This window comes from Streptomyces thermocarboxydus, assembly GCF_024760485.1.
GTDB classification, from domain to species: domain Bacteria; phylum Actinomycetota; class Actinomycetes; order Streptomycetales; family Streptomycetaceae; genus Streptomyces; species Streptomyces cellulosae.
Genome location: NZ_CP058273.1, coordinates 4,909,224 through 4,935,286, shown reverse-complemented (window position 1 = coordinate 4,935,286; position 26,063 = coordinate 4,909,224). Strand labels below are relative to the sequence as shown.

24 protein-coding genes are annotated in these 26,063 nt (G+C 72.1%); 15 read left to right on the top strand and 9 right to left on the bottom strand.

From position 1 onward, the window contains the following. Nucleotides 1-97: 97 nt before the first annotated feature. The 4 genes from AY578_RS22915 to AY578_RS22900 all read left to right on the top strand — a co-directional run bounded on the left by AY578_RS22915 (nucleotide 98) and on the right by AY578_RS22900 (nucleotide 2,753). Nucleotides 98-730, top strand: coding sequence for an AIM24 family protein (locus tag AY578_RS22915; RefSeq protein ID WP_215048352.1), 633 nt, complete (start codon nucleotides 98-100; stop codon nucleotides 728-730). A gap of 1 nt (nucleotide 731) precedes the next feature. Continuing rightward, nucleotides 732-1,382: an AIM24 family protein gene (locus AY578_RS22910; RefSeq protein ID WP_019524053.1), complete on the top strand. Its 651-nt coding sequence runs from the start codon at nucleotides 732-734 to the stop codon at nucleotides 1,380-1,382. Next, the gene (locus AY578_RS22905) at nucleotides 1,379-2,179 is read left to right on the top strand and encodes an AIM24 family protein (protein WP_161232978.1); all 801 of its coding nucleotides are present in this window, start codon (nucleotides 1,379-1,381) and stop codon (nucleotides 2,177-2,179) included. The genes AY578_RS22910 and AY578_RS22905 overlap by 4 nt, the downstream gene beginning before the upstream one ends. Nucleotides 2,180-2,276: 97 nt before the next feature. Next, a complete protein-coding gene (locus tag AY578_RS22900; RefSeq protein ID WP_006130189.1) occupies nucleotides 2,277-2,753 on the top strand; it encodes a MarR family winged helix-turn-helix transcriptional regulator in 477 nt (158 codons plus the stop codon). Between the two features lie 28 nt (nucleotides 2,754-2,781). Here the strand turns inward: AY578_RS22900 and AY578_RS22895 are convergent, their stop codons facing one another. Continuing rightward, complete coding sequence (locus AY578_RS22895) at nucleotides 2,782-4,272, bottom strand: sensor histidine kinase (protein WP_258905062.1); 1,491 nt, start codon at nucleotides 4,270-4,272, stop codon at nucleotides 2,782-2,784. Then, entirely contained in the window at nucleotides 4,269-4,988 is a 720-nt protein-coding gene (locus AY578_RS22890) for a response regulator transcription factor (RefSeq protein WP_258905061.1), read from the bottom strand. Before AY578_RS22890 ends, AY578_RS22895 begins: the two co-directional genes overlap by 4 nt. 121 nt (nucleotides 4,989-5,109) lie before the next feature. Between AY578_RS22890 and AY578_RS22885 the strand changes: the two genes are divergently transcribed. After that, nucleotides 5,110-5,700, top strand: a complete 591-nt coding sequence (locus tag AY578_RS22885) for a PepSY domain-containing protein (protein WP_215048349.1) — start codon at nucleotides 5,110-5,112, stop codon at nucleotides 5,698-5,700. Nucleotides 5,701-5,770: 70 nt separating this feature from the next. Here AY578_RS22885 and meaB read toward each other — a convergent pair whose 3' ends face one another. Together meaB and AY578_RS22875 are read right to left on the bottom strand one after the other, a co-directional pair. Further along, nucleotides 5,771-6,727: a methylmalonyl Co-A mutase-associated GTPase MeaB gene (gene meaB, locus AY578_RS22880; protein ID WP_215048350.1), complete on the bottom strand. Its 957-nt coding sequence runs from the start codon at nucleotides 6,725-6,727 to the stop codon at nucleotides 5,771-5,773. 40 nt (nucleotides 6,728-6,767) lie between these two features. Next, nucleotides 6,768-7,991 carry an acetyl-CoA C-acetyltransferase gene (locus tag AY578_RS22875; RefSeq protein ID WP_078504552.1) on the bottom strand — a complete coding sequence of 408 codons (1,224 nt, stop codon included), beginning with the start codon at nucleotides 7,989-7,991 and terminating at the stop codon, nucleotides 6,768-6,770. A 147-nt stretch (nucleotides 7,992-8,138) separates the two neighbouring features. On the opposite strand from AY578_RS22875, the gene mce reads away from it, so the two are divergent. From mce to AY578_RS22840, 7 genes are all read left to right on the top strand, one after another. After that, on the top strand, nucleotides 8,139-8,579 hold the full coding sequence (gene mce, locus AY578_RS22870; protein WP_031023179.1) for a methylmalonyl-CoA epimerase: 441 nt from the start codon (nucleotides 8,139-8,141) through the stop codon (nucleotides 8,577-8,579). A gap of 226 nt (nucleotides 8,580-8,805) precedes the next feature. Next, a complete protein-coding gene (scy, locus tag AY578_RS22865) occupies nucleotides 8,806-12,654 on the top strand; it encodes a polarized growth protein Scy (protein WP_215187996.1) in 3,849 nt (1,282 codons plus the stop codon). 183 nt (nucleotides 12,655-12,837) lie between these two features. After that, nucleotides 12,838-13,776, top strand: coding sequence for a coiled-coil domain-containing protein (locus AY578_RS22860; RefSeq protein ID WP_019524063.1), 939 nt, complete (start codon nucleotides 12,838-12,840; stop codon nucleotides 13,774-13,776). 88 nt (nucleotides 13,777-13,864) lie between these two features. Continuing rightward, the gene (locus AY578_RS22855) at nucleotides 13,865-14,839 is read left to right on the top strand and encodes an ABC transporter ATP-binding protein (protein ID WP_019524064.1); all 975 of its coding nucleotides are present in this window, start codon (nucleotides 13,865-13,867) and stop codon (nucleotides 14,837-14,839) included. 2 nt (nucleotides 14,840-14,841) lie between these two features. Then, complete coding sequence (locus tag AY578_RS22850) at nucleotides 14,842-15,615, top strand: ABC transporter permease (protein ID WP_019524065.1); 774 nt, start codon at nucleotides 14,842-14,844, stop codon at nucleotides 15,613-15,615. A gap of 132 nt (nucleotides 15,616-15,747) precedes the next feature. After that, nucleotides 15,748-16,956, top strand: coding sequence for an ABC transporter ATP-binding protein (locus AY578_RS22845; protein ID WP_019524066.1), 1,209 nt, complete (start codon nucleotides 15,748-15,750; stop codon nucleotides 16,954-16,956). Continuing rightward, a complete protein-coding gene (locus AY578_RS22840; RefSeq protein WP_028961095.1) occupies nucleotides 16,953-17,846 on the top strand; it encodes a DUF2705 family protein in 894 nt (297 codons plus the stop codon). The genes AY578_RS22845 and AY578_RS22840 overlap by 4 nt, the downstream gene beginning before the upstream one ends. Before the next feature lie 16 nt (nucleotides 17,847-17,862). Here the strand turns inward: AY578_RS22840 and AY578_RS22835 are convergent, their stop codons facing one another. After that, nucleotides 17,863-18,195 (bottom strand): Rv1322 family protein, encoded by a 333-nt coding sequence (locus AY578_RS22835; RefSeq protein WP_019524068.1) that lies wholly within the window; start codon nucleotides 18,193-18,195, stop codon nucleotides 17,863-17,865. Nucleotides 18,196-18,436: 241 nt separating this feature from the next. Between AY578_RS22835 and AY578_RS22830 the strand changes: the two genes are divergently transcribed. Beyond that, entirely contained in the window at nucleotides 18,437-19,465 is a 1,029-nt protein-coding gene (locus AY578_RS22830) for an LLM class flavin-dependent oxidoreductase (protein ID WP_161232972.1), read from the top strand. Nucleotides 19,466-19,550: 85 nt separating this feature from the next. On the opposite strand, the gene AY578_RS22825 is transcribed toward AY578_RS22830, so the two are convergent. Beyond that, nucleotides 19,551-19,943 (bottom strand): SCO5389 family protein, encoded by a 393-nt coding sequence (locus AY578_RS22825; protein WP_019524070.1) that lies wholly within the window; start codon nucleotides 19,941-19,943, stop codon nucleotides 19,551-19,553. Between the two features lie 288 nt (nucleotides 19,944-20,231). On the opposite strand from AY578_RS22825, the gene nucS reads away from it, so the two are divergent. Further along, nucleotides 20,232-20,903 (top strand): endonuclease NucS, encoded by a 672-nt coding sequence (gene nucS / locus AY578_RS22820; RefSeq protein WP_019524071.1) that lies wholly within the window; start codon nucleotides 20,232-20,234, stop codon nucleotides 20,901-20,903. Nucleotides 20,904-20,978: 75 nt separating this feature from the next. Here nucS and AY578_RS22815 read toward each other — a convergent pair whose 3' ends face one another. The 3 genes from AY578_RS22815 to AY578_RS22805 all read right to left on the bottom strand — a co-directional run bounded on the left by AY578_RS22815 (nucleotide 20,979) and on the right by AY578_RS22805 (nucleotide 25,082). Next, entirely contained in the window at nucleotides 20,979-23,495 is a 2,517-nt protein-coding gene (locus AY578_RS22815) for an ATP-binding protein (RefSeq protein ID WP_258905060.1), read from the bottom strand. Between the two features lie 261 nt (nucleotides 23,496-23,756). Beyond that, nucleotides 23,757-24,080: an STAS domain-containing protein gene (locus AY578_RS22810; RefSeq protein WP_019524073.1), complete on the bottom strand. Its 324-nt coding sequence runs from the start codon at nucleotides 24,078-24,080 to the stop codon at nucleotides 23,757-23,759. Between the two features lie 153 nt (nucleotides 24,081-24,233). Then, nucleotides 24,234-25,082: a 3-hydroxyacyl-CoA dehydrogenase family protein gene (locus tag AY578_RS22805; protein ID WP_019524074.1), complete on the bottom strand. Its 849-nt coding sequence runs from the start codon at nucleotides 25,080-25,082 to the stop codon at nucleotides 24,234-24,236. A gap of 286 nt (nucleotides 25,083-25,368) precedes the next feature. Between AY578_RS22805 and AY578_RS22800 the strand changes: the two genes are divergently transcribed. Further along, nucleotides 25,369-26,034: a maltokinase N-terminal cap-like domain-containing protein gene (locus tag AY578_RS22800; protein WP_136238867.1), complete on the top strand. Its 666-nt coding sequence runs from the start codon at nucleotides 25,369-25,371 to the stop codon at nucleotides 26,032-26,034. Nucleotides 26,035-26,063: the final 29 nt, after the last annotated feature.

Below are 26,063 nucleotides of genomic sequence, written 5' to 3'. Positions count from 1 at the left end.
GGGCCCAGAACCGTGGATCAGGGCCGCATCAGGGTGCGACTCCTCCTCCAGGATCTGGGCGCGGGGCAAAAGGGCCGCTACCGTCGCACTCGTGGCGATGTTCCGACTTCAGAGCAGCAAGGTGCTCGCCGTCGACATGACCGGGGACGCCGTCAAGGCGAAGAACGGCTCCATGGTCGCGTACGACGGGCAGATGGCCTTCAAGAAGCTCACGGGCGGTGGTGAGGGCCTCCGGGGGATGGTGACCCGGCGGCTCACGGGCGAGCAGATGACGCTCATGGAGGTGAAGGGGCACGGCACCTGTTTCTTCGCCGACCGCGCCTCGGAGATCAACCTGGTGTCCCTGAACGGGGAGAGGCTGTACGTCGAGTCCAGCAACCTGCTGGCGACCGACGGCGGCCTGCGCACGGGCACCACCTTCACCGGCCTGCGCGGCGCCTCCCAGGGCAACGGACTGTTCACGACCACCATCGAGGGCCACGGCCAGGCGGCGATCATGTCGGACGGCCCCGCCGTGCTGCTGCGGGTGAGCCCGCAGTACCCGCTGACGGTCGACCCGGGCGCCTACGTCGCGCACCAGGGGAACCTGCGGCAGTCCTTCCAGTCCGGCGTGACGTTCCGCACGCTCATCGGCGAGGGCGGCGGCGAGGCCTTCCAGATCCGCTTCGAGGGCGACGGGGTGGTCTACGTCCAGCCCAGTGAGCGCAACACGATCGCGGGGGACGTCTGACATGGGCTTCCGGGAGATCAACTCCAAGATGGTCGAGGCGACCGTGGCGCCCGGTCAGCGGCTGTTCAGCCAGCGCGGCGCGATGCTCGCGTACAAGGGCGAGGTCAGCTTCACCCCCAACCTGCGCGGCGGCCAGGGCGGGGTGATGTCGATGATCGGCCGGCGCGTGGCGAACGAGGACACGCCCCTGATGACCGTGGAGGGCAGCGGCACGGTGCTGTTCGGGCACGGCGGCCACCACGTCCAGGTGATCCACCTCTCCGGCGACATCCTGTACGTCGAGGCGGACCGGCTGCTGGCCTTCGAGGGCACGCTGGAGCAGGGCACGGTGTTCCTCGGCTCGCAGGGCGGGGTGATGGGCATGGTCCGGGGCCAGGTCTCCGGTCAGGGCCTGTTCACCACCACGCTCAAGGGACACGGCGCGGTCGCCGTGATGGCGCACGGCGGGGTGATCGAGGTGCCGGTCACCCCGCAGCGCCCGGTGCACGTCGACCCGCAGGCGTACGTCGCCCACCACGGCGACGTGCGCAACAAGCTGTCGACGGCGCTCGGCTGGCGGGACATGGTGGGGCGCGGCTCCGGTGAGGCCTTCCAGCTGGAGCTGAGCGGCAGCGGCGCGGTCTACGTCCAGGCCTCGGAGGAGAAGCTGTGAGCACGTACGGAACGCCCGGCGCCGCACCCCGGGTCCTCGACCCCGTGACGCTGCCGTCCGACGACAACGTGGACGCGTACACCTTCTGCGTGGAGCTCAAGGGGAGCCAGTGGTTCATGCAGAAGGGGAAGATGATCGCCTACTACGGCTCGATCGAGTTCAACGGCATCGGGCACGGGCGACTCGACCGACTTGTCCGGAAGGCGTTCCATTCGCCACTGCACGCGAGCGACTGGGTCGTGGCGGAGGGCTCGGGCAAGATGCTGCTCGCCGACCGGGCCTTCGACGTCAATTCGTACGACTTGGATGACGGCAATCTGACCATTCGCTCGGGCAACTTGCTCGCTTTTCAGCCAAGCTTGTCGCTGAAGCAGTCGATCGTGCCAGGTTTTCTGACACTGATCGGAACCGGAAAGTTCGTGGCGGCATCTAACGGGCCGGTGGTGTTCATGGAGCCGCCGATCAGGGTCGACCCGCAGGCGCTGGTCGGCTGGGCGGACTGCCCGTCCCCGTGCCACCACTACGACCACGGTTACCTGACCGGCGTACTGGGCGGTCTACGTGCGATGACGGGCCTCGGAGGGGTCTCCGGCGAGGAGCACCAGTTCGAGTTCGTTGGCGCGGGCACGGTGCTGCTGCAGTCGTCCGAGGCGCTGGTGACGGAGCAGGCCACGGGGGCGCCTCCGCAGCAGCCCGGGGTGCCGGGCGGGGGCTCGCCAGGCGGGGCCGGACCTGGCGCAGGCGGACCGCGCCTTCCCGGACAGCTGGGAGACCTCCAGCGTCGCTTCGGGCTGTGAGCGGTAGTGTGCGGGGTGTGACATCGAACGCCTGCACGTCGTGCCACACGGAAGCCCTATTAGTTCGCCTTTCAACTTCCTTAGGTAGACTTCATTCATGGAGACCGAGACGGCCACCCGCTGGCTGACCAATGCGGAGCAGTGCGCCTGGCGCACCCACCTGGAGGTCAACAAGCTGCTGACCTACCAGCTCGAGAAGGATCTGCAGCCGTTCGGCCTGACAATGAACGACTACGAGATCCTGGTGAACCTGTCCGAGTCGGAGGACCGGCGGATGCGGATGAGTGACCTCGCCTCCGCCACCATGCAGTCCAAGAGCCGGCTCTCCCACCAGATCACCCGGATGGAGAACGCCCACCTGGTCCGCCGGGAGAACTGCGAGTCGGACCGCCGCGGACTCTACGCGGTCCTCACCGACCACGGCATGGAGACAATGCAGAAGGTCGCCCCGCACCATGTGGCGTCCGTGCGCCGGCACTTCATCGACCTGCTCTCCCCCGAGGCCCTGATCGAGCTCGACAAGGCCCTCAAGCCCATCGCGGAGCACCTGCGGGGGCAGCGGGGACGGCTCTGACGTCCTCCCCCTCCTTACGGGTCACGGGTCACGGCCTGTCTGGGTCCGGGGCGTGGCCCCGGTCCGCGCCGGCGAGCGGCAGGCGGAGTTCGAAGAGGGCTCCGCCCGCCGGCGCCGCGCCCGCGGTGAGCGTCCCGCCGTGCCGTACGGCCACGTCCCGCGCGATGGCCAGGCCCAGACCGGCCCCGCCGTCGTCCCGGCTGCGCGCCGCGTCCAGCCGTACGAACCGCTCGAAGATCCGCTCACGGTCGGCCTCGGCCACCCCCTCGCCGTCGTCGGCGACGCCCACCACGGCCTCGCCACCCTCCCGGCGCACGGTCACCGTGATCCGCTCACGGGCGTGCCGCTCCGCGTTGTCCAGCAGGTTGGCGAGCACCCGCCCCAGCTGCCCGCGTGACCCGGAGACCTCGGCGGGCTCCGCCTCCACCCTGACGCGCTGCCGCCCCGCCGCCTCCTCGCGGGCCAGCGCGGCCAGGTCCACCCGGGTGCCGGCGGGCCGCTCCCCCGCGTCCAGCCGGGCGAGCAGCAGCAGATCGGCGGCGAGGTTCTGCAGCCGTACGGTGTCCTCGACGGCGCCGTCCAGATCGAGCAGCTCGGGGTGGGCGGCCGCGACCTCCAGCTGCGTGCGCAGCGAGGCGATGGGGCTGCGCAGTTCGTGCGAGGCGTCGGCGACGAACCGGCGCTGCCGCTCCACGGAGGACTCCAGCGCGGCGAGCGTGGCGTTGGTGGTGCGGGCGAGCCGGGCGATCTCGTCGTGCGTCGCCGGTTCGGGGACGCGGCGGCGGAGGTCCTCGGAGGCGGTGATCGCGGCCATCTCCCGGCGGATGCCCTCGACGGGGCGCAGAGCCCTTCCGGTGACCAGCCAGGTCACCGCGGCGACGACGCCGAGCAGCAGCGGGAAGCCGATGAGCATGGCGGTCAGCGCGGTGCCCACGGCGCTGTGCTCGGCGGCCAGCGGGGCGCCCGCGTGGACGGTGAGACGGCCCCGGTCGGGGGTCTCCACCTCGACGGAGGCGAAGCGGTAGTCCTCGGTGTCACCATCGATGGTGGCGGTGCCGTTGGCATGGCTCGCGCCGGGGGAGATCTCGCCGGGGTCGAGGGAGTCGTCGTCGCCCCGGTCGTCATGGTCGTCATCGGGGTCGTCACGGTCGTCGCGGTCGCCACGGTCGTCGTGGTCGTCCCCGTCGGAGCGTTCCGGCGCGGGTGTCACCTCGGCGGTGCCGGTCCCGGTGATCCGCTCCAGGTCCTCCGAGGCAGCGAGCAGGACGCCGTCCTCGTCGACGATCTGCACGGGGGTGTCCTCGGCGTCCAGCCCGGAGAGCTTGTCGAGGGGCGTACGGGCGGCGAGTTCGGAGGCGACGGCCTGCGCGGAGCGCTCGGCCCGGGTGCCCGCCTCGCTCGTGAGGTTGGCGCGCAGGGACAGCAGGAGGGCGGTGCCGGCCGCGACGAGGGCCACGGCGACGACGAGCGTGGCGCCGAGCGTCGCCCGGGAGCGGACCGAGCCGAACAGCCGGCTCACAGCGCCGTCTCCAGCCGGTATCCGGCGCCGCGCACCGTGCGGATGAGGTCCGCGCGGAGCTTGCGGCGAAGGGCGCTGACGTAGACCTCGACGATGTTGGGGTCGCCCTCATACGCGAAGTCCCAGACGTGCTCCAGGATGTCGGCCTTGGACACCACCTCGCCGGCCCGCAGCACCAGGTGCTCCAGCACCGAGAACTCCTTCGCCGTCAGCTCGGCCTCCTCCTCGCCGAGCCACACCCGGCGGGCGGCGGTGTCCACCTTCAGGTCGCCGTGCACATGGACCGGGGACGCGCCCCCGGCCCGCCGGCGGCGCAGCAGCGCCTTCACCCGGGCGACCAGCACGACGTAGGAGAACGGCTTGGTCAGATAGTCGTCGGCCCCGGTGTCCAGGCCCTCGGCCTCGTCGTACTCGCCGTCCTTGGCGGTGAGCATCAGGATCGGCACGTCGTGCCCGGCGGCGCGCAGGGCGGCGCACACCCGGTAGCCGTTGAGGCCGGGCAGCATGATGTCGAGGATCACCAGGTCGTACGGCTCGGTCGTGGCCCGGTCAAGCCCCTCCCGGCCGTCGTGCACGACGTCGACGGCGTACCCCTCGGCGGTGAGTCCCCTGGCGAGGGAGAGGGCGAGGCGCTTTTCGTCCTCGACGATCAGGAGGCGAAAGGGGCGGCGCGAAGCGCCTCCATCGGGGCGGTGGCGGGAGACGGGTGGGCGCATGGGACCCAGGGTCGCAAAGGGAAGCTGAAGATCACTTCAGGCTGCTTCAGCTTCGGCTCAGCGTCGGTGGGCGACATTGATGTCGTACAGCGCGAAGCACACCGACTCGGGAGGAACGCACATGAAGCGCAACATCGTGATCGCCGTCGTCACGGCCGCGGCACTGGTGGGCGGGGGCACGGCGACGGCCCTGTCGGTCGCGGGGGACGACGAGAACACGACGTCGGTGACGCGCGCGGACGACGACAGGGACGACCGCGACGACCGCGACGACGACGGGATCGGTGCCGCCGCCCCCGCCTCCGGCAAGGTGACCGCGGCCGAGGCCATCGCCGCCGCGCTGGACCACACCCCGGGTACGGCCGTCTCCGCCGAACTGGACGACGGCTCCTGGGAGATCGACGTCCTCGCCAAGGGCGACACCTGGCACACCGTCAGGATCGCCCCGGACAGCGGGAAGGTCCTGAGCGCCCATCAGGACGACGAGGACGACGCGGCGGAGGTGCGGGCCGTGCTGAAGAACGCGACGGTGACGGCCGAACAGGCCGCGCGGGCCGCGGAGTCCAAGGACACCGTGATCTCCGTCGACCTGGACGACGACGGCGACGACCGAGGCTGGGAAACGGAGACGCGCGCCTCCGGCGGGGACGAACGGGACTGGAACGTGGACCTGCGGTCCGCCACGGTCACGGCGGACCGGGACGACGACTGACACGGGGCTCCGCCCCGGACCCCGCTCCTCAAACGCCGGAAGGGCTGATTCCAGCCCGTCCGGCGTTTGATCAGTTGCCCGTGAGTCCCTCGATCAGCTCGTCCGCCGCCCCGTACGGGTCCAGCCGGCCCGCGACGATCCGCTCGGCGAGCGCGTCGAGGCGGCGGTCGCCGTGGAGGTCGCCGATGCGGCGGCGGAGTGCCGTGACCGCGATCGTCTCGACCTCGTGGGCCGCGCGGGCGCGGCGACGCTCCGCGAGGACGCCCCGTTCCTCCATCCACGCCCGGTGCTTCTCCAGCGCCTCGACGACCTCGTCGACGCCCTCCTGGCGGGCGGCGACCGTCTTGACGATCGGGGGGCGCCAGTCGCCGGGGCCGCGGGACTCGCCGAGGCCCAGCATGTGGTTCAGCTCGCGGGCGGTGGCGTCGGCGCCGTCGCGGTCGGCCTTGTTGACGACGTAGACGTCGCCGATCTCCAGGATTCCGGCCTTGGCGGCCTGGATGCCGTCGCCCATGCCGGGGGCGAGGAGGACCACGGAGGTGTCGGCCTGGGAGGCGATCTCCACCTCCGACTGGCCGACGCCGACCGTCTCGACGAGGATCACGTCGCAGCCGGCCGCGTCCAGGACGCGGATGGCCTGCGGCGCGGCCCAGGCGAGGCCGCCCAGATGGCCGCGGGTGGCCATGGAGCGGATGTAGACGCCCGGGTCGGAGGCGTGCTCCGACATCCGGACGCGGTCGCCGAGCAGGGCGCCCCCGGAGAAGGGGGAGGACGGGTCGACGGCCAGGACGCCGACCCGCTTGCCCTGTTTGCGGTACGCGGTCACCAGCGCCGAGGTGGACGTCGACTTGCCGACGCCCGGGGACCCGGTGAGGCCGACCACGTAGGCGTTGCCCGCGAGCGGCGCGAGGGCCGCCATGACCTCCCTGAGCTGCGGTGACGCCCCCTCCACCAGGGAGATCAGCCGGGCCACGGCCCGTGGCCTGCCCTCTCTGGCCTGGGCCACCAGAGTGGAGACGTCCTGCATCACAGCTCCGTTCACGTAAGGGAAGTCGGCAACAACCGGGTCAGGCCTTGGGTACCCGCACGATCAGCGCGTCACCCTGGCCGCCGCCACCGCACAGCGCCGCGGCGCCGACACCGCCGCCGCGCCGCTTCAGCTCCAGCGCCAGATGCAGCACCAGTCGCGCGCCGGACATCCCGATCGGGTGGCCGAGGGCGATGGCGCCACCGTTCACATTCACCTTTTCGGCGGAAACACCGAGGTCCTTCATTGACTGCACGGCGACCGCCGCGAAGGCCTCGTTGATCTCGATCAGGTCGAGGTCGGACACCTCCAGGCCCTCCTTCTTGAGGGCGTGCAGGATGGCGTTCGACGGCTGCGACTGGAGCGAGTTGTCGGGTCCGGCCACGTTGCCGTGGGCGCCGATCTCGGCGATCCACTCCAGGCCCAGCTCCTGCGCCTTGGCCTTGCTCATCACGACCACGGCGGCGGCGCCGTCGGAGATCTGCGAGGAGGAGCCGGCGGTGATGGTGCCGTCCTTGGCGAAGGCCGGGCGCAGCTTGCCGAGGGACTCGGCGGTGGTGTCGCCGCGGATGCCCTCGTCCTTGCTGAAGAGCACCGGGTCGCCCTTCCGCTGCGGGATCTCGACCGGGGTGATCTCGGCCTCGAAGACGCCGTTCTTCTGCGCGGCGGCGGCCCGCTGGTGGGACAGGGCGGCGATCTCGTCCTGCTCGGCGCGGCCGATGCCGAGGCGGGTGTTGTGCTTCTCCGTGGACTCGCCCATGGCGATGTTCTCGAAGGCGTCGGTCAGGCCGTCGTGCGCCATCGCGTCGAGCACCTGCACCGCGCCGTACTTGTAGCCCTCGCGGGACTTCGGCAGCAGGTGGGGGGCGTTGGTCATGGACTCCTGGCCGCCGGCCACGACCACGTCGAACTCGCCCGCGCGGATGAGCTGGTCGGCCAGCGCGATGGCGTCGAGGCCGGAGAGGCACACCTTGTTGATCGTGAGCGCCGGGACGTTCATCGGGATGCCGGCCTTCACGGCGGCCTGGCGCGCCGGGATCTGCCCCGCCCCGGCCTGGAGCACCTGGCCCATGATCACGTACTGGACCTGGTCGCCGCCGATCCCCGCACGGTCGAGGGCGGCCTTGATCGCGAAGCCGCCGAGGTCGGCTCCGGAGAACGACTTCAGCGAACCGAGCAGCCGACCCATCGGGGTGCGGGCGCCCGCGACGATGACGGACGTCGTGCCGTTCGTTGCGGATGATGCAGATGATGCAGAAGTCATGAGCTGCGGTCCCCTTCCGGCTGCACAGCCGAGGAGTGAACGAGGGTTTACTTCGAATGTACTGACGCGCGGGTGACCCCGTCATCGGCCTTTCGGTGTGATCGCGCGCACGTTGCGTAACCGCCCCGGGGGCGCTGCACTGAATCCATGCTGACGCGAATCGACCACATCGGGATCGCCTGCTTCGACCTCGACAAGACCGTGGAGTTCTACCGCTCGACCTACGGCTTCGAGGTGTTCCACTCGGAGGTCAACGAGGAGCAGGGCGTGCGCGAGGCCATGCTCAAGATCAACGAGACCTCGGACGGCGGCGCCTCCTACCTGCAGCTCCTCGAGCCGACCCGCGAGGACTCCACCGTCGCCAAGTGGCTCGCGAAGAACGGCGAGGGCGTCCACCACATCGCTTTCGGTACGGCGGACGTCGACGCGGAGGCGGCGGACATCAAGGAGAAGGGCGTACGCGTTCTGTACGAAGAGCCCCGGCGCGGTTCCATGGGGTCACGGATCACCTTCCTGCACCCGAAGGACTGCCACGGCGTACTGACAGAACTGGTCACTTCCGCGCCTGTTGAGTCGTCCGAGCACTGACCCACGTACATAAGGGCCGGTAGGGTTGGGTCTGGTCGCCGCTCGAAGCGTGGTGACCGAGTCCCGTCGTGTTCGGCGACGGGATCGCCGGGGCCGGGTGGCGGGGGGCGAGCGCGGGGCATCAGCCCATGCTCCGCCGTTGATCTGACACCATTCCCCGGGGGCCCCGTTCGGGATGGGCGGGGCTCGGCCAGACTTGCGACCAGGGGACGGATGGGACCGCGCAGTGCGGGGCTACGAGAGCCAGGAGCGAGAGCCGGCGGCTGACGTCGACCACCTCTCTCGGTTCGAAGCCGAGATGAAGCGGCTGAAGACCGAGCGGGAAAAGGCGATCCAGCACGCCGAGGACCTCGGCTACCAGGTCGAGGTGCTGCGCGCCAAGCTGCACGAGGCGCGGCGCACCATCATGTCCCGGCCCGCCTACGAAGGCGGCGACATCGGCTACCAGGCCGAGCAGTTGCTGCGCAACGCGCAGATGCAGGCCGACCAGCTCCGCGCGGACGCCGAGCGGGAGCTGAGCCAGGCCCGCGCCCAGACCCAGCGCATCCTCCAGGAGCACGCCGAGCAGGCCGCCCGCCTCCAGGCGGAGCTGCACCAGGAGGCCGTGACCCGGCGCCAGCAGCTCGACCAGGAGCTGGCCGAGCGCCGCCAGACCGTCGAGACGCACGTCAACGAGAACGTGGCGTGGGCGGAGCAGCTGCGCGCCCGCACCGAGGAGCAGGCCCGCCGGCTGCTGGAGGAGACCCGCGCCGAGCGGGAACAGGCCCTCGCCGCCGCGCGTGAGGAGGCCGAGCGGCTGACCGCCGAGGCCCGCCGCCGGCTGCAGAGCGAGGCGGAGGCCGCCCGCAGCGAGGCCGAGCAGCTGCTGCGCCGCGCCCGCACGGACGCCGAGCGGCTGCTGAACGCGGCGTCCACGCAGGCCCAGGAGGCCACCGAGCACGCCGAGCAGCTGCGCACCTCCACGGTCACCGAGTCGGAGTCGGCGCGCCGCCGGGCGCAGGAGATGAGCCGGGCCGCCGAGGAGCGGATGGCCGCGGCGGAGAGCGCGCTGCGCGAGGCGCGCTCCGAGGCCGAGAAGGTGCTCGCGGAGGCGAAGGAGGCCGCCGCCAAGGCGCTGGCGTCCGCCGAGGCCGCCAACGAGACCCGGACGCGCACCGCCAAGGAGCAGGTGGCGCGGCTGGTCAGCGAGGCGACCAAGGAGGCGGAGGCCACCAAGGCGGACGCCGAGCAGCTGGTCGCAGACGCCCGCGCCGAGGCGGAGAAGATCGTCGCGGAGGCCGCGGAGAAGGCCCGTACGCTCACCGCGGAGGAGTCGGCCACCCAGCTGTCCAAGGCGGCCAAGACCGCCGAGGACGTGCTCAACAAGGCCTCCGAGGAGGCCAAGCGGACCACCAAGGCCGCCGCCGAGGAGGCCGAGCGGATCCGCAGCGAGGCGGAGGCCGAGGCGGACCGGCTGCGCGCCGAGGCGCACGACATCGCCGAGCAGCTCAAGGGCGCGGCGAAGGACGACACCAAGGAGTACCGCGCCAAGACGGTCGAGCTGCAGGAGGAGGCGCGCCGGCTGCGCGGCGAGGCCGAGCAGCTGCGCGCCGACGCGGTCGCCGAGGGCGAGAAGATCCGCGCGGAGGCCCGCAAGGAGGCCGTGGCGCAGATCGAGGAGGCGGCGAAGTCCGCCGAGGAGCTGCTCGCCAAGGCGAAGGCGGACGCGGACGAGCTGCGGTCCACCGCGCAGACGGACAGCGAGAAGGTCCGCACCGAGGCCATCGAGCGCGCCACGACGCTGCGCCGGCAGGCCGAGGAGACCTTGGAGCGCACCCGCAAGGAGGCCGAGCGGCACCGCGCGGAGGCCGAGGAGCAGGCGGAGGCGCTCAAGGAGGACGCCGAGCGGGCCGCGCGCGAGCTGCGCGAGGAGACCGAGCGGGCCGTGGAGGCGCGCCGCGCGGAGGCGGCCGAGGAGCTGACCCGGCTGCACACCGAGGCCGAGGAGCGTCTCGCCTCGGCCGAGCAGGCGCTGAGCGACGCGCGCGAGGAGGCCGCCCGGATCCGCCGTGAGGCGACCGAGGAGGCCGAGCGGCTGCGCACGGAGGCCGCCGAGCGGATCCGTACGCTCCAGCAGCAGGCCGAGCAGGAGGCCGAGCGGCTGCGCGACGAGGCCGCCGCGGACGCGTCGGCGTCCCGGGCCGAGGGCGAGGCCGTCGCCGTGCGGCTGCGGTCGGAGGCCGCGGCCGAGGCGGAGCGGCTCAAGTCGGAGGCGCAGGACAGCGCGGACCGGATGCGCGCGGAGGCCCAGGCGGCCGCCGAGCGGATCGGCACGGAGGCGTCCGAGACGCTGGCGGCGGCGCAGGAGGAGGCGGGCCGGCGGCGCCGGGAGGCGGAGGAGCTTCTCGGCGCGGCCCGCGAGGAGGCCGAGGAGGAGCGCCGGCGGGCCCGCGAGCAGAGCGAGGAGCTGCTGGCCGCGGCGCGCACCCGTGTCGAGGAGGCGCAGGCCGAGGCCGTACGGCTGGTCGAGGAGGCGGACCGGCGCGCCACGGAGATGGTGTCGGCGGCCGAGCTCCACGCCCAGCAGGTGCGGGACTCCGTCGCGGGGCTGCACGAGCAGGCGCAGGAGGAGATCACCGGACTGCGCAGCGCCGCCGAGCACGCGGCGGACCGCACCCGGCGCGAGGCCGAGGAGGAGGCGGACCGGGTCCGCGCCGACGCCTACGCGGAGCGGGAGCGGGCCGGCGAGGACGCGGCCCGGATGCGGCGCGACGCGCAGGAGGAGGCCGAGGAGGCCAAGTCCCTAGCGGAGCGCACGGTTTCGGAGGCGATCACGGAGGCGGACCGGATCCGCACCGAGGTCTCCGAGCACGCGCAGCGGCTGCGCACCGAGGCGTCCGACGCGGTCGCCGAGGCCGAGCAGGCCGCGGCGCGCACCCGGGCGGAGGCCCGCGAGGACGCCAACCGGATCCGTTCGGACGCGGCGACGCAGGCGGACACCCTCATCACCGAGGCGCGCAGCGAGGCGGAGCGGCTCACCGACGAGACGGTCGCCGAGGCCGAGCGGGTGCGTTCGGAGTCGGTCGCCAAGGCGGAGAAGCTCATCGCGGACGCCACCGGCGACGCGGAGCGGCTGCGCGCCGAGGCCGCGGAGACGGTGGAGTCGGCGCAGCAGCACGCGGAGCGGCTGCGCGCCGAGGCCGAGCGGGTCAAGGCGGACGCGGAGTCGGAGGCGGAGCGGCTGGTGTCGTCCGCGCGCGACGAGGCGGAGCGGACGCTGGACGAGGCCCGCAGGGAGGCCAACAAGCGGCGTTCGGAGGCGGCCGAGCAGGTCGACACCCTCATCACGGAGACCACCGCCGAGGCGGACAAGCTGCTCACGGAGGCGCAGCAGCAGGCGCTGAAGACGAAGGCGGAGGCCGAGTCGCAGGCGGACACCATGGTGGGCGCGGCCCGCAGCGAGGCCGAGCGGCTGATGTCCGAGGCGCGGGTCGAGGGCAACTCCCTGGTGGAGAAGGCCCGTACGGACGCCGACGAGCTGCTGGTCGGCGCGCGCCGCGACGCGACGCAGATCCGGGAGCGCGCCGAGGAGCTGCGCGACCGCATCACCAGCGAGATCGAGCAGCTGCACGAGCGGGCCCGGCGCGAGGCCGCGGAGACCATGAAGTCGGCCGGCGACCGGTGCGACGCGCTGATCAAGGCCGCGGAGGAGCAGCTGGCCAAGGCGGAGGCCAAGGCGAAGGAGATCGTCTCCGAGGCCAACTCCGAGGCGGGCAAGGTGCGCATCGCCGCCGTGAAGAAGGCCGAGGGTCTTCTGAAGGAGGCGGAGCAGAAGAAGGCCACGCTCGTGAAGGAGGCCGAGGAGCTGAAGGCCGAGGCGGTGCGCGAGGCACGGCGCACCGTCGAGGAGGGCAAGCGCGAACTGGAGGTCCTCGTCCGGCGCCGCGAGGACATCAACGCGGAGATCTCGCGCGTCCAGGACGTCCTGGAGGCCCTGGAGTCCTTCGAGGCCCCGGCGGGCGGCAAGGACAACGGCGTCAAGGCGGGGGCCGCGGCGGGTGCTACCCGTACGGGTGGCAAGTCGGCCGACAATTAGCAATCCGGGCGAAATCCCTTGTACGGTGAGGGCTTTGACCATGGCTTTGGCAAGGCTTCCGGCGGCGAGCCACTCAAAAGGGGTGTCATCTTCCGTATCAAACGTGCATCCGCTCGATGACACAGCGCTTCGGCCCCTAGGATTCCACCTATCACCTCACCGGTCTCATTCGACAGGAACCCCATGAGCGACACTTCCCCCTACGGCTTCGAGCTTGTGCGGCGTGGGTACGACCGCGCTCAGGTGGACGAACGTATCTCCAAGCTCGTCTCCGACCGTGACAGCGCTCTCGCCCGCATCACCGCTCTGGAAAAGCGCATCGAAGAGCTCCACCTCGAGACGCAGAACGCCCAGGCCCAGATCAACGACGCCGAGCCGTCGTACGCGGGTCTCGGCGCGCGCGTGGAGAAGATCCTCCGTCTCGCCGAGGAGGAGGCCAAGGATCTGCGCGAGGAGGCCCGTCGCGCCGCGGAGCAGCACCGCGAGCTCGCCGAGTCGGCCGCCCAGCAGGTGCGCAACGACGCCGAGTCCTACGCCGCCGAGCGCAAGGCCAAGGCGGAGGACGAGGGCGTCCGGATCGTCGAGAAGGCCAAGGGCGAGGCCGCCCAGCTGCGCTCCGAGGCGCAGAAGGACGCCCAGTCCAAGCGCGAGGAGGCGGACGCCCTCTTCGAGGAGACCCGCGCCAAGGCCGCCCAGGCCGCCGCGGACTTCGAGACGAACCTGGCGAAGCGCCGCGAGCAGTCCGAGCGCGACCTGGCCTCGCGTCAGGCCAAGGCCGAGAAGCGCCTCGCGGAGATCGAGCACCGCGCGGAGCAGCTGCGCCTGGAGGCCGAGAAGCTGCGCACCGACGCCGAGCGCCGTGCCCGCCAGACGGTGGAGACCGCCCAGCGCCAGGCCGAGGACATCGTGGCCGACGCCAACGCCAAGGCCGACCGGATCCGTTCGGAGTCCGAGCGTGAGCTGGCCGCGCTGACCAACCGCCGCGACTCCATCAACGCCCAGCTGACCAACGTCCGCGAGATGCTGGCGACCCTCACGGGTGCCGCGGTCGCCGCCACCGGCGCGCCCGCCACCGAGGACGAGCCCGTCTCCCGCGGCGTCCCGGCCCAGCAGTCCCGGTAACACGACCGGAGCACCGGACGACCGGACCCAGGTGAAGCCCTCTGCCACTGCGGTGGCAGAGGGCTTCACCCCGTTCTAGCGTGGCCGCATGATCGAGCTGGAGGGGCTGACCAAGCGGTACGGCGAGAAGGTCGCGGTGGACAACCTGACCTTCACCGTCCGGCCGGGCATCGTCACGGGCTTCCTCGGCCCGAACGGCGCCGGCAAGTCGACCACCATGCGGATGATCCTGGGGCTCGACCACCCCACCGCGGGCGACGTGCGCGTCGACGGCACGCACTACGACCGGCTGCAGGACCCGCTGACGTACATCGGCGCCCTGCTGGAGGCCAAGGGGGTGCACCCGGGGCGCAGCGCCTACAACCATCTGCTGTGGCTCGCGCAGAGCAACGGCATCCCCGAACGGCGGGTGGGAGAGGTGCTGGAAGAGGTCGGCCTGACGGCGGTGGCGCGGAAGAAGGCCAAGGGGTTCTCGCTCGGCATGGGGCAGCGGCTCGGCATCGCCGCCGCGCTGCTCGGCGACCCGCGGATCCTGATGTTCGACGAGCCGGTCAACGGCCTCGACCCCGAGGGCATCCACTGGATCCGCACGCTGATGAAGTCGCTGGCCCAGCAGGGCCGCACGGTGTTCGTCTCCTCCCATCTGATGAGCGAGATGGCCCTGACGGCGGACCACCTCGTCGTCATCGGGCAGGGCCGGCTGCTCGCCGACACCTCGATGGCCCAGTTCATCGAGCGGAACTCCCGTTCCTACGTCCGGGTGCGCAGCCCGCAGCGGGAGGCGCTGCTGGACGCGCTGCACCAGGCGGGCGTCACCGCCGTGGACGGCCCGGACGGGACGCTGGAGGTGGACGGGACGCCCGCCGAGAAGATCGGGGAGCTGGCCGCGGTCAACGGAGTGGTGCTGCACGAACTGAGCCCGCAGCAGGCGTCCCTCGAGGAGGCCTTCATGCAGTTGACGGCGGAGTCGGTGGAGTACCACGCGCACACCGGCACGCCCCTGCCCCCGCAGCAGCAGCAACGGCAACAGCAGCAGTGGGGCGAGAGCTGGAGGAAGGGCTGAGCATGGCGACGGCACAGGTCGTACGGTCGGAGTGGACCAAGATCCGGTCGGTGGCGTCGACCGTGTGGACGCTGTCCACGGCGGTGGTCGTCACCATCGCCCTCGGCATGCTGATCTCGGCGCTGTCGAAGAACGAGTTCGACAACCTGAGCCAGCGGGAGAAGCTCTCCTTCGACCCGACGTTCATCAGCTTCGCCGGGACCGGTCTGGGCCAGCTCGCGATGATCGTGTTCGGGGTGCTGGTGGTGTCGAACGAGTACAGCACCGGGATGATCCGCGCCTCGCTGGCGGCCGTGCCCAAGCGGGGCGTCTTCCTGTTCAGCAAGCTCGCGGTGGCCACGGCCCTGGTGTTCGTGGTCGGGATGGCGACCAGCTTCGCCACGTTCTTCCTGGGCCAGCTGATGCTCGGCGACCTGAAGGCGTCCATCGGCGACGACGGGGTGCTGCGCGCGGTGTTCGGCGGCGGGCTCTACATGACGCTGATCGCCCTGTTCTCGATGGGGGTGGCCACGATGCTGCGCTCCCCCATGCTGTCGCTGGGCATCCTGATGCCGTTCTTCTTCCTGATCTCCAACATCCTCGGCAACGTCAGCGCCACCGAGAAGGTGGGCCGGTTCCTGCCCGACCAGGCGGGCAGCAAGATCATGCAGGTGGTCACCCCGGTGGACGACGACACCCCGTACGGGCCGTGGGGCGGCCTCGGCATCATGGCGCTGTGGGTCATCGCGGCCGTCGTCGGCGGCTACGTGCTGCTGAAACGGCGTGACGCCCAGTGAACGACCGTTCGGGACCGGTTCCGGCCCGCCCGTGAAGCACCCTTGAACGGAACCGTCAGCGTCCCGATAAGCTCCTAACCCTTACGGGGGGCGTATGCCCCGCTGTCCTGAACCTTTCGATGGGTGCGGAGCATGATCGAGGCAGTCGGCCTGACCAAGCGGTACGGCGACAAGACCGCTGTGTACAACCTCTCCTTCCAGGTGCGTCCCGGCGCCGTCACCGGCTTCCTGGGCCCCAACGGCTCGGGCAAGTCGACGACGATGCGGATGATCCTCGGTCTGGACAACCCCACGGCGGGCCATGTCACGATCTGCGGCCACCCGTACGACAAGCTGCCCAACGCCCCCCGTCAGGTGGGCGCGCTGCTGGACGCCAAGGCGGTGCACGGCGGCCGCTCCGCCCGCAACCACCTGCTCAGCCTGGCCCAGCTGTCGGGCATCCCGGCCCGCCGGGTGGACGAGGTGCTGGGCGTGGTGGGTCTGCACGAGGTGGCGGGCCGGCGGTCCAAGGGCTTCTCCCTCGGTATGGGACAGCGCCTGGGCATCGCCGCCGCGCTGCTCGGCGACCCGCAGGTGCTGCTGTTCGACGAGCCGGTCAACGGCCTCGACCCCGAGGGCATCCTCTGGGTGCGCAACCTGATGAAGTCGCTGGCCGCCGAGGGCCGTACGGTCTTCGTCTCCTCCCACCTGATGAGCGAGATGGCGCTGACCGCCGACCATCTCATCGTGATCGGCCGCGGCCAGCTCATGGCCGACATGAGCGTGAAGGACTTCATCTCCCACAACTCCGCCGACTTCGCGCGGGTGCGCACGCCGGACAGCGAGCCGCAGCAGCGCGAGAAGCTGTCGGCGGCGATCACCGAGGCCGGCGGCCACGTCCTGCCCGAGCAGGACGGCGCGCTGCGGGTGACGGGACTGCCGCTGCCCAGGATCAGCGACCTCGCCCACGACCACGACGTACGGCTGTGGGAGCTGTCGCCGCACCAGGCGTCCCTGGAGGAGGCCTACATGCGGATGACGCAGGGCGCCGTCGACTACCGCTCGACCACCGACCAGAAGGAAGGGCTCCAGCAGCCGCTGCCGCCGGGCGCGCAGCCGCCGATGCCGGTGCCGGGCCAGGGCCAGCCCGGCTGGTACGCCCCGCCGCCGCCCCAGCAGGGCGGGCAGCCCTTCGCCCCGCCGCAGACCGCCCCCGCGGGCCCCTACGGCGCTCCTGTGGCCCCCGCGTCCCCTCCGGCCGCCCCGGTGGCGAATCCGTACGCGCAGCCTCCGCAGGCGCCGCAGAGCGCTCCCCAGCCCGCCCCCTCCGCCGAGCCGACCGAGTCCGAGGACGCCCGATGAGCACGCCCCAGCCCCCGATGCCGCACAGCGCCGCACCCCAGTGGCCGGCCGCACCCGGTGCCGCGCCCTCCGCTCCGGCCCCGGCGTATCCCACCTACACGTCGCCCATCCCGGTGGTGCGCACCCACCTCGGGCACGCGCTCGCCTCCGAGTGGACGAAGATCAAGTCGGTGCGCTCGACCCTGTGGACGCTGGGCGTGCTCGTCGCGCTCGTGATCGGCATCGGTCTGCTCACCGGCATGGTGATCGCCGGTTCCGACCCCGACCTGGGCGGCGAGAGCCCGCTGTCGCTGGGCTTCTTCGGTCTGCTGCTGGGTTCGATGTGCCTGATCACGCTGGGCGTGCTGACCACCGCCTCCGAGTACGGCACGGGCATGATCCGCACGACGATGGTCGCCTGTCCCAGCCGCGGCCGGGTGCTTGCGGCGAAGGCCCTGGTGTTCTTCCTGGTCGCCTTCGTGGTGACCGTGGTGTGCGCGTCGGTCGTGGGCCTGGTGCACGTGTCGCTGCTCGAGGAGTACAACGCGGCCGAGCCGTCCGCCGAGGAATGGCTGAAGGGCACGGTCGGCGTCTCGCTCTACCTGGCGCTGCTCGGCACCCTGTCGCTGGCGGTCGGCTCGATCGTGCGCCACTCGGCGGGCGCCATCACCGTGATGATCGCGCTGGTCCTCGCCCCGCTGGTGATCGCGATGTTCATGTTCTCGCCGTCGCTGGAGGACGTGCAGGAGGCGCTGTTCGAGTACTCCATCCCGAACCAGATGAGCGTCTTCTACTCGACGTCCCTGTCGCAGTCCGGCCCGTCGGGCTGGGACCCGCTGTGGATCATGCTGGTCGTCACGGGGGCCGCACTGGCCCTCGCGTTCACCCTGCTGCGGAAGCGGGACGTCTAGAAGATCCGGGGGTCCGTCAGAACCTGGGCGCGTTACGGGACCGCTGCACCCGCGTGGTGCGGCGGTCCTTCGCGTTCCAGCAGGCCTTGTGCCAGTGCCGGCGCTCGTCGACGCCGGAGTGCTCGGGCCAGGCCACCACGTGCGGCACCCCGTCCGGGATCAACTGGTCGCAGCCCGGGCACCGGTAGGACTTGCCGCGGGCGCTGCTGCCCGCCACGTGCCGCACGCTCCAGTCCTCGCCCTGCCAGGACTCGGTGGACTGCCAGCCGCCATACCTCCCGGAGCGGTCGTCCTCGGCGCTCCGGCCGGACGAACCGGCTCCCTTGGGTCGGTTGCGACGCGGGGACACAGGACACCTCACGGGGCTATACAGGATGCACGGACCGCGTCCAGCCTAGCCGCCGCGGGCCGGGGTACGCGTACGCCGCCAATCGTCACAAGTCACTCCATGGCGTCCGGCGGCCCTGTGCGAGCGGCCCATTCTGCAGACAATCCGCAAAATCGCTCACCCGGCCGTGTCCTCGGCACGTGTCGGACGGTTATGCCCTGCGGGGGAGCTCCGCGTCGGAGCCAAGGAAGCAGGAAGAGCAATGCGCGTTGGAAGTTTCGTGTTGGCGGCCCGGTTCCCCGGGCAGGGCGAAGGGGAAGCGCTGCACCGCGCGGTCCGCTCCGCCGAAGTGGCCGAGGAGTCGGGGCTCGACACGGTCTGGCTGGCCGAGCACCACTTCGTGCCCTACGGCACCTGCCCGTCCGCCGTCACCCTGGCGGCCATGCTGCTAGGCCGCACGCGGCGGCTGCGTGTCGGCACGGCGGTCAGTGTGCTGCCCACCGCCCACCCGGTCGCGCTCGGAGAGCAGGCCGCGCTGCTGCACGTCGCCAGTGGCGGACGGTTCTCGCTGGGTCTCGGCCGCGGCGGCCCGTGGGTGGACCTGGAGGTCTTCGGGGCCGGCCTGGAGGCGTACGAGAAGGGGTTCCCGGAGGCGCTTGACCTGCTGCTGCGGTGGCTGCGCGAGCCGTCCGTGGGCGCCGACGGCGAGCGGTACAGGTTCCGCGAGGTGCCCGTCGTCCCGCGCCCCTCGGAGGCGCTCAACGAGGCCGAGGGCCCGGAGGTCGTGGTCGCCTGCACCTCCCCCGCGAGCGTGAGGCTGGCCGCAGAGCGCGGGCTGCCGATGCTGCTCGGCATGCACGTCGGCGACGAGGAGAAGGCCGAGATGGTCGCCCTGTGGCGGCGTCACGCGCGCGCCACCGGCCGGACGTCCGCCGAGATCGAGGGCGCGGCCCATGTCTCCGCCGGGGTGTGCCAGATCGCGGACCGGCGCGCGGACGCGGCCGAGACGCTGCTGAAGGCGATGCCTGGCTGGCTGAAACAGGGGCTCGGCGCGCATGTGACGGTGGACGGCCGCGAGCGGCGGATGCGCGACCCGCTGGCCTACACCGAGCTGCTGTGCGGGCTGCACCCGGTGGGCACCCCGCGGCTGTGCGCCGACCGGCTCGCCGCGACCAGCGAGCGGACCGGCATCTCCCGCTTCGCGCTGCTCGTCGAGGGATCCGGGGACCTGGCGGCGACCGAGGAGAACGTACGGCGGCTCGGCGCCGAGGTGCTCCCCCAACTCACCTGACGTGCCAGGGCGTTCCAGGGATGCTTGCCGCCCCGCCACAGACTGCACCTCCCGCGTGGCGGAGCGGCAAGCTATCGATGGAGCGTCAGCAGTCGCGCAGTTCCGGCGACTGGTTGAGCAGTTGGCTGCGCACCGAGGTGAAGCGGGCCAGCTTCTCGTCGACCGAGGAGTCAAGCGGGAACACGGCCACCCGGTGGCAGTTCTGGAAGGCCAGCCGCACACCGAAGTGCCGTTGCAGCGCGCCGCGTATCGCGTCACTCGCGAGCGCACGCAGCAGCTGACCGCGTGCCTGCTCGTCCGGCGGAGGCGTCTGGTTGTCGGCGAAGGCTCCGCCGTCCACCTTCAGCTGGGCCACCAGGGAGCTGATCATCTCCCATGCGTAGGGCAGGGAGGTCCGGACGCAGTCGACGAAGTCAGCTTCGTCGACCTCGCCTCGCTCGGCCTGTTCGAGTAGGGCCGGTGAGACGTCGAGCGACATGGGTTCTCCTCTCGCACCCCCAGCACTCGGGGGTTGCCTGACAGAAAAGGGAGTGCGCGAAAACGGGCACGCTGCGTACACGGTCCGCGACCTCCCGTTCAATACCGTAAGCAACGGACGGTGACCGCACCAGGAGAACGGGCGGATGCGGAACTTCCTGTAGGCCGGGAATCGGCCATCGTGGAACACGCGTTTTCCAGGAGATACAGGACGCGCCTCATGCGCCCCGAGGGGCACCTGTGAGGGCGAATCGCGTCCACCCCGGCCGGTCGAGTAGCGTTGCCGACCATGCGTCTCGTCATTGCCCGCTGCTCCGTGGACTACGCCGGGCGGCTCACCGCGCACCTGCCGTCCGCACCTCGTCTGATCCTCGTCAAGGCGGACGGCAGCGTCTCGATCCATGCCGACGACCGGGCCTACAAGCCCCTCAACTGGATGTCGCCGCCGTGCACCCTGAAGGAGGGCACCGGTGAACAGGAGGGCGTCTGGACCGTCGTCAACAAGGCGGGCGAGAAGCTCATCATCACGATGGAGGAGATCCTCCACGACTCGTCGCACGAACTCGGCGTCGATCCCGGCCTGATCAAGGACGGCGTGGAAGCACACCTTCAGGAACTGCTCGCCGACCGCATCGAGACCCTGGGCGAGGGCTACACCCTGATCCGCCGCGAGTACATGACCGCGATCGGTCCGGTCGACATCCTGTGCCGGGACGCCGACGGGCAGACCGTCGCCGTGGAGATCAAGCGGCGTGGCGAGATCGACGGCGTGGAACAGCTCACCCGCTACCTGGAACTCCTCAACCGCGACCCGCATCTCGCGCCCGTGCGCGGCATTTTCGCCGCCCAGGAGATCAAGCCGCAGGCCCGGGTGCTCGCCTCCGACCGCGGCATCGGCTGCCAGATCCTCGACTACGACGCCCTGCGCGGCATCGAGGACGACAAGCTGCGCCTGTTCTGAGCGGCGCGCCACGACGGCGCGCGCAGGGGGGCCGGGTTCCGTGCGGAACCCGGCCCCCCTGTCGTCTGCGGCGGCTCAGATCATCGTCTCCGTGTCGTCGGGCGATGCCTGGTCCGTGCTCTGCGTGGCGGTCGTGGAGGTCTCGACGGGAGATGAGGAGGCGGGACCACTGGCGGAGTTGCTGGTGGACGGCTCCTCCGGCGGCGTGGTGGGGCTCTCCGTCGGCTCCTCCGTGGGGTCCTCCGGGTCCTCGGTCTCCGTCTCGGTCGGCGTGGGCGAGTTCGACGTCGGCGGCTTCGGCGACTTGGTCGGTTTGGTCGGCGTGCTGCCGGGCGACGTCGGCCGCGTCGGCTCGTCCGGCTCCTCCGTAGGCGTCTCGTCGTCCGACGGCTCGTCGGACCCGGTGGCCGTCGGCGTCGGGTCGTCGGCGGTGCCGGGTGTGCCGTCGGGGCCGGGATCGGAGGGGCGGCTGGTGGCCTTGCCCGTGTCGCCCTCGTTGCCGGCGGCCGGGTCCGCGTCCAGGCTGCCGTCGTCCAGGCCCTGGCTGGCGGACGGGTTGACGCCGACGTTCTCCGAGGGCGACGCGGGGTCGTTGCCGGACGTGGCGCCGAGGGTGACGACGGTGCCGAGGACGGCGACGAGCAGGGCGCCCGCGCCCGCCGCGACCAGGTTCCGCTTGGCGAGTCCCTTGACGCCGCCCCCGACGCCGTCCTTGGTCTGCTGCGGGACCGTGGCGGCCGGCACGGCGCGGGAGACGACCAGACCGGTGTCCGCGGGGGGCTGGAGGTCGGGGAAGGCCATCGGCACCCCGCGGGGCGGGGACGCCGACTCCTCGACGTGCGCCTCGGGCACCTCCTCCGCCGCGGTCGGCGCGATCGAGAGCGGGACGCCGGAGCGGTCGGCGACGAGGGCCAGCGCCCTGCGTCCCGCGACCGTGCCGCGCTTGTCGGAGAGGGCGCCGCGCAGGCCGATGGACGCCTCCAGTTCGGCGCGCGCCCGGTCGAGCTGTCCGGCGCACAGCGCGTGGATGCCCAGCTCGTGGTGGAAGTAGGCCTGTTCGCCCACGTCCCCCGCGATGCGGGCGGCCTCCGCGCCGGCCCGCAGCGCCCGCTCCCAGGCGCTCCAGTGGAGCCCGGCGGCGAAGGCGGGCGCGGCGGTGCGGGCGAACTGCACGGCGGTGCCGGGCTCGTCGGCGGCGCCGGCGGCGAGCGGGGACAGGGCGGTGAGCGCGGCGAGGATCGCGTCGGACTCGGCGCAGACCCGCTCCGGGGTGACCGAGGGGTGTCCGGTCCACCAGGCGTAGTGCTGCGCGGCCTCGCGGATGCGGGTGTCGGCGTCGTCGGTGTACCCGGCGGCCTCCAGCTGGGCGGGGACGCCCGCGGCGAGCCGGTAGCGGGCGCCGACCGGGGAGACCAGTCCGCAGGAGACCAGTTCGCCGAGGGCGGCGTCGGCGTGGGTGTCGCCGACCAGGGCGGGCAGGTGCGCCTGGTGCGGCACCTCGCCGCCGAGCGCGACGGCGAACCGCAGGGTGGCGCGGGCGGAGGCGCTGAGCCGGGAGGCGAGCAGCGGGGCGGGCGCGGCGGCCTCGCCGAGGGAGGGCAGCGGGACCTCGTCGCCGTCGGCGGGGTCGTAGGGCGCCTCGTCGGGCCGTACGTCCTCGAAGACGCCGAACTCGTCGACGGCGCTGGTGCCGGCCCGCAGCCGGTCGCGCTGGCGCAGCAGGGCGCCCGCCTGGACGAAGCGCAGCGGCAGGCCCTCGGACTCGAACCACAGGTCCCCCGCCCAGGTGGCCTCCTCGTCGGTGAGGGTGCGGCCGACGGCGTGCCCGAGCAGGTCGAGTCCTGCCGCGCGGTCGAGGCCCGGCAGCTCGACGTCCTCGACGCCGGAGTCGGCGGAGGGGTCGGCCACGTCCGGGGTGGCGGAGAACAGGAAGGCGCACTCGGGGGTGGCGTCCAGCAGTTCGTCGAGGGCGGCCCCGCCGAACTCCAGGTCGTCCAGGACGACGACGGCGCCGATCTCGCGGACGCTCTCCAGCAGTTCGTCCCGGTCGGGGCGGTTCAGGGGCGCGTCGAAGACCGCGCGGAAGAGGTCGTGGAGGAGGTCGTCGGCGCTGCGGCGGTGGCCGTTGAGGCGGACCACTCCGTCGGGCGCGAGATCGGCGCAGTCCTCGGCGACGACGTCGAGCAGCCGGGTGCGGCCGGAGCCGCCGGGGCCGACGAGTCGCACGGAGCGGCCGCGGGCGAGCAGCCGTACCAGCGCCTCCCGCTCGTCCTGACGGGCCAGCAGGGGCAGCGACGGCTGCGCGGGGCCCGGGGGGACGGGCGGGGCGGCGGCACGCTCCACCTCGGCGCGCTCGGGCTCGGTGAGCCTGCCGGGGCGGGCGGGCCGCTCGGCGGGCGGGCAGGGCTCGATCTCGCTGCCGTCGACGGGGTTGACGGTCAGCAGGAAGTCCCCGGAGACGAGCTGCACCGTGCGGGCGGGCACGGGCGCGTGCTGTCCGAAGTCGGAGGTGAGGGATTCCCTGGGAGGGCGCTGGCGCGGCGCGTCGCCGCCGTGGCCGTACTCCTCGGGTCCCGTGTGGTTCGGGTCCATAGGTCCTAGCCCCCCAAAAGCGTCGTGGCTGAAGCCCTCCCCGGCCTCGCTGCACACCGCGCTGTCGCTTCTGGTCCGGGCCCGCTCGAGGGTTGCAAGGCAGCGGGCAGCCGAACCCTAAACCTTCGGTCAGTATCCACGACAGCCCGGGGTACCAGGGCGTCCGACTGGTCACGGTCTCGTGAGGATTGTGCGCGCGGCGCGGGGTTCGCGGGCGTGGGCCCGGCTTCTCCGGCTCGTCCGTCGTGCACCCGTACGCCCCTACACGCGGGGCAGCGTGTCCACCCCGATGCCCCCCTCGATCGCCAGGATGCGGTGCAGCCGGGTGGCCACCAACAGGCGCTGCATCTGCGGCGGCACGTCGCGCAGCACCAGGCGCCGGCCGCAGCGGCCGGCCCGTCGGTGGGCCCCCATGATCACCCCGAGTCCGGTGGCGTCCCAGGAGTCCAGTTCGGACAGGTCCAGCACGAGGTCGCCGACTCCGTCGTCGACGGCCGAGTGCAGGACCGTACGGGCGTCCGCCGCGCTGCGGACGTCGAGGCGGCCCCCGACGACCAGCTCGGCGTGGTCGCCCCTGATGTGCATATGCGCTCCCCGTGATGCGTGGTGTGCTCCGCGGTGTCCTGACGGCCGGTGTTGCAACCTCTGACTGCGTGACGGCCGCGGAGGTTGCTGCCTGTGAGCGAACCGATACCGAATTCACCCCGGCGTGTGATGCACGCCGGGGTGTGCGCGGTCTCAGTGCTCGTAGAAGCCCTGCCCGCTCTTGCGTCCGATGTCACCGGCGTCAACCATCCGGCGCATCAGCTCGGGTGCCGCGAACTTCTCGTCCTGCGACTCCGTGTAGATGTTGCTCGTGGCGTGCAGCAGGATGTCCACGCCGGTGAGGTCGGCCGTGGCCAGCGGGCCCATGGCGTGGCCGAAGCCCAGCTTGCAGGCGAGGTCGATGTCCTCGGCGCTGGCCACGCCCGACTCGTACAGCTTGGCGGCCTCGACGACGAGGGCGCAGATGAGGCGGGTGGTGACGAAGCCGGCGACGTCGCGGTTGACGACGATGCAGGTCTTGCCGACGGACTCGGCGAACTCCCGCGCCTTGGCGAGGGTTTCGTCGCTGGTCTTGTAGCCGCGGACCAGCTCGCAGAGCTGCATCATCGGCACCGGCGAGAAGAAGTGCGTGCCGACGACCCGCTCCGGGCGCTCCGTCACGGCCGCGATCTTGGTGATCGGGATGGCCGAGGTGTTGGAGGCGAGGACGGCGTCCTCGCGTACGAGCTTGTCGAGCGTGCGGAAGATCTCGTGCTTGACCTCGAGCTTCTCGAAGACGGCCTCGACGACGACGTCCGCGTCGGCGCAGGCGTCGAGATCGGTGGTCGTGGTGATCCGGCCGAGGGCGGCCTCGGCGTCCTTCGCCTCGAGCTTCCCCTTGGCGACGAACTTGTCGTACGACGCCTTGATCCCGTCCGTGCCCCGCGTCAGCGCCTCGTCGGTGACGTCGCGCAGGACGACGTCCCAGCCCGCCTGAGCGGAGACCTGGGCGATGCCGGACCCCATGAGACCGGCCCCGATGACGGCGAGCTTGCGTGCCACTGTGCGACTCCCCTGATACGCGCTGTCCATGTTCTCCAGGAGCGGACATTAGCGTTCGCGGGGAGCCCTGTGACCGGTAAGTAACGCGCGTCACGTCTCACATGACGGACATCACACCGGCGGCAGAGGCGGCGGGAGGCGACGGGGCGTCAGCTCGCGGGCGCCCGCCGTCCCGAGGGCCGGTACGGCGGGCGGGCCGGCGGCCCCGCGGAAAGCCGTCGCGCCGGAGCGCCGCCGGTGCGAGGGTGGGGGCCGGTGTGTCCGCCCCTCGAAGGAGAACCCCGGCATGGCCGTCATCCACCGCACCACCCTCGAGCCGACCAAGCTGGAGCTGCTGACCGGCTGGCTGCCCACCCGGCCCTGGTACCACGGCGGCCTGGGGGAGCCGAAGCTCGGCAAGGCGGGCGGCTTCCGGCTGGACGACCCCAAGGGCGAGGTCGGCATCGAGTTCATGGTGGTCCGCGACGGGTCGGGCGACGCCCCGGTCTCCTACCTGGTGCCGCTCACCTACCGCGCCGCGCCGCTCGACGGGGCGGACGCGGCCCTCGTCGGCACGGCCGAGCACGGGGTGCTGGGCCGCCGCTGGGTCTACGACGCCTGCCACGACCCGGTGGCCGTCGCGGAGTTGGCGGCGCTGCTGGAGGGCCGGGCGGAGCCGCAGGCGCAGAGCGTGAGCCACACCCCCGACCGTGAGGTGAGCCGCGCGCTGGCGGGCGAGGGCCCGCTGCCGGCGGAGTTCCCTGCGGTCGAGGACGGCGAGGAGCACACCGAGCTGACCGCGGCGGACGGCACGGTGCTGCGCGTGCTGCGCACCCTGCACCCCGCCCAGGACGGCGCCCCGCAGGCGGAGCCGGGCGCGGCGGGCCATGTCGCCGGGGCGTGGGACGCGCCGGACGGCACGCGGGCGCAGGGCCTGATGGTGCTGCTGCTCACCCCGCCGCCCGCGCCGTGACAACGGGCACACAGGTGCCCCGGGTGGCG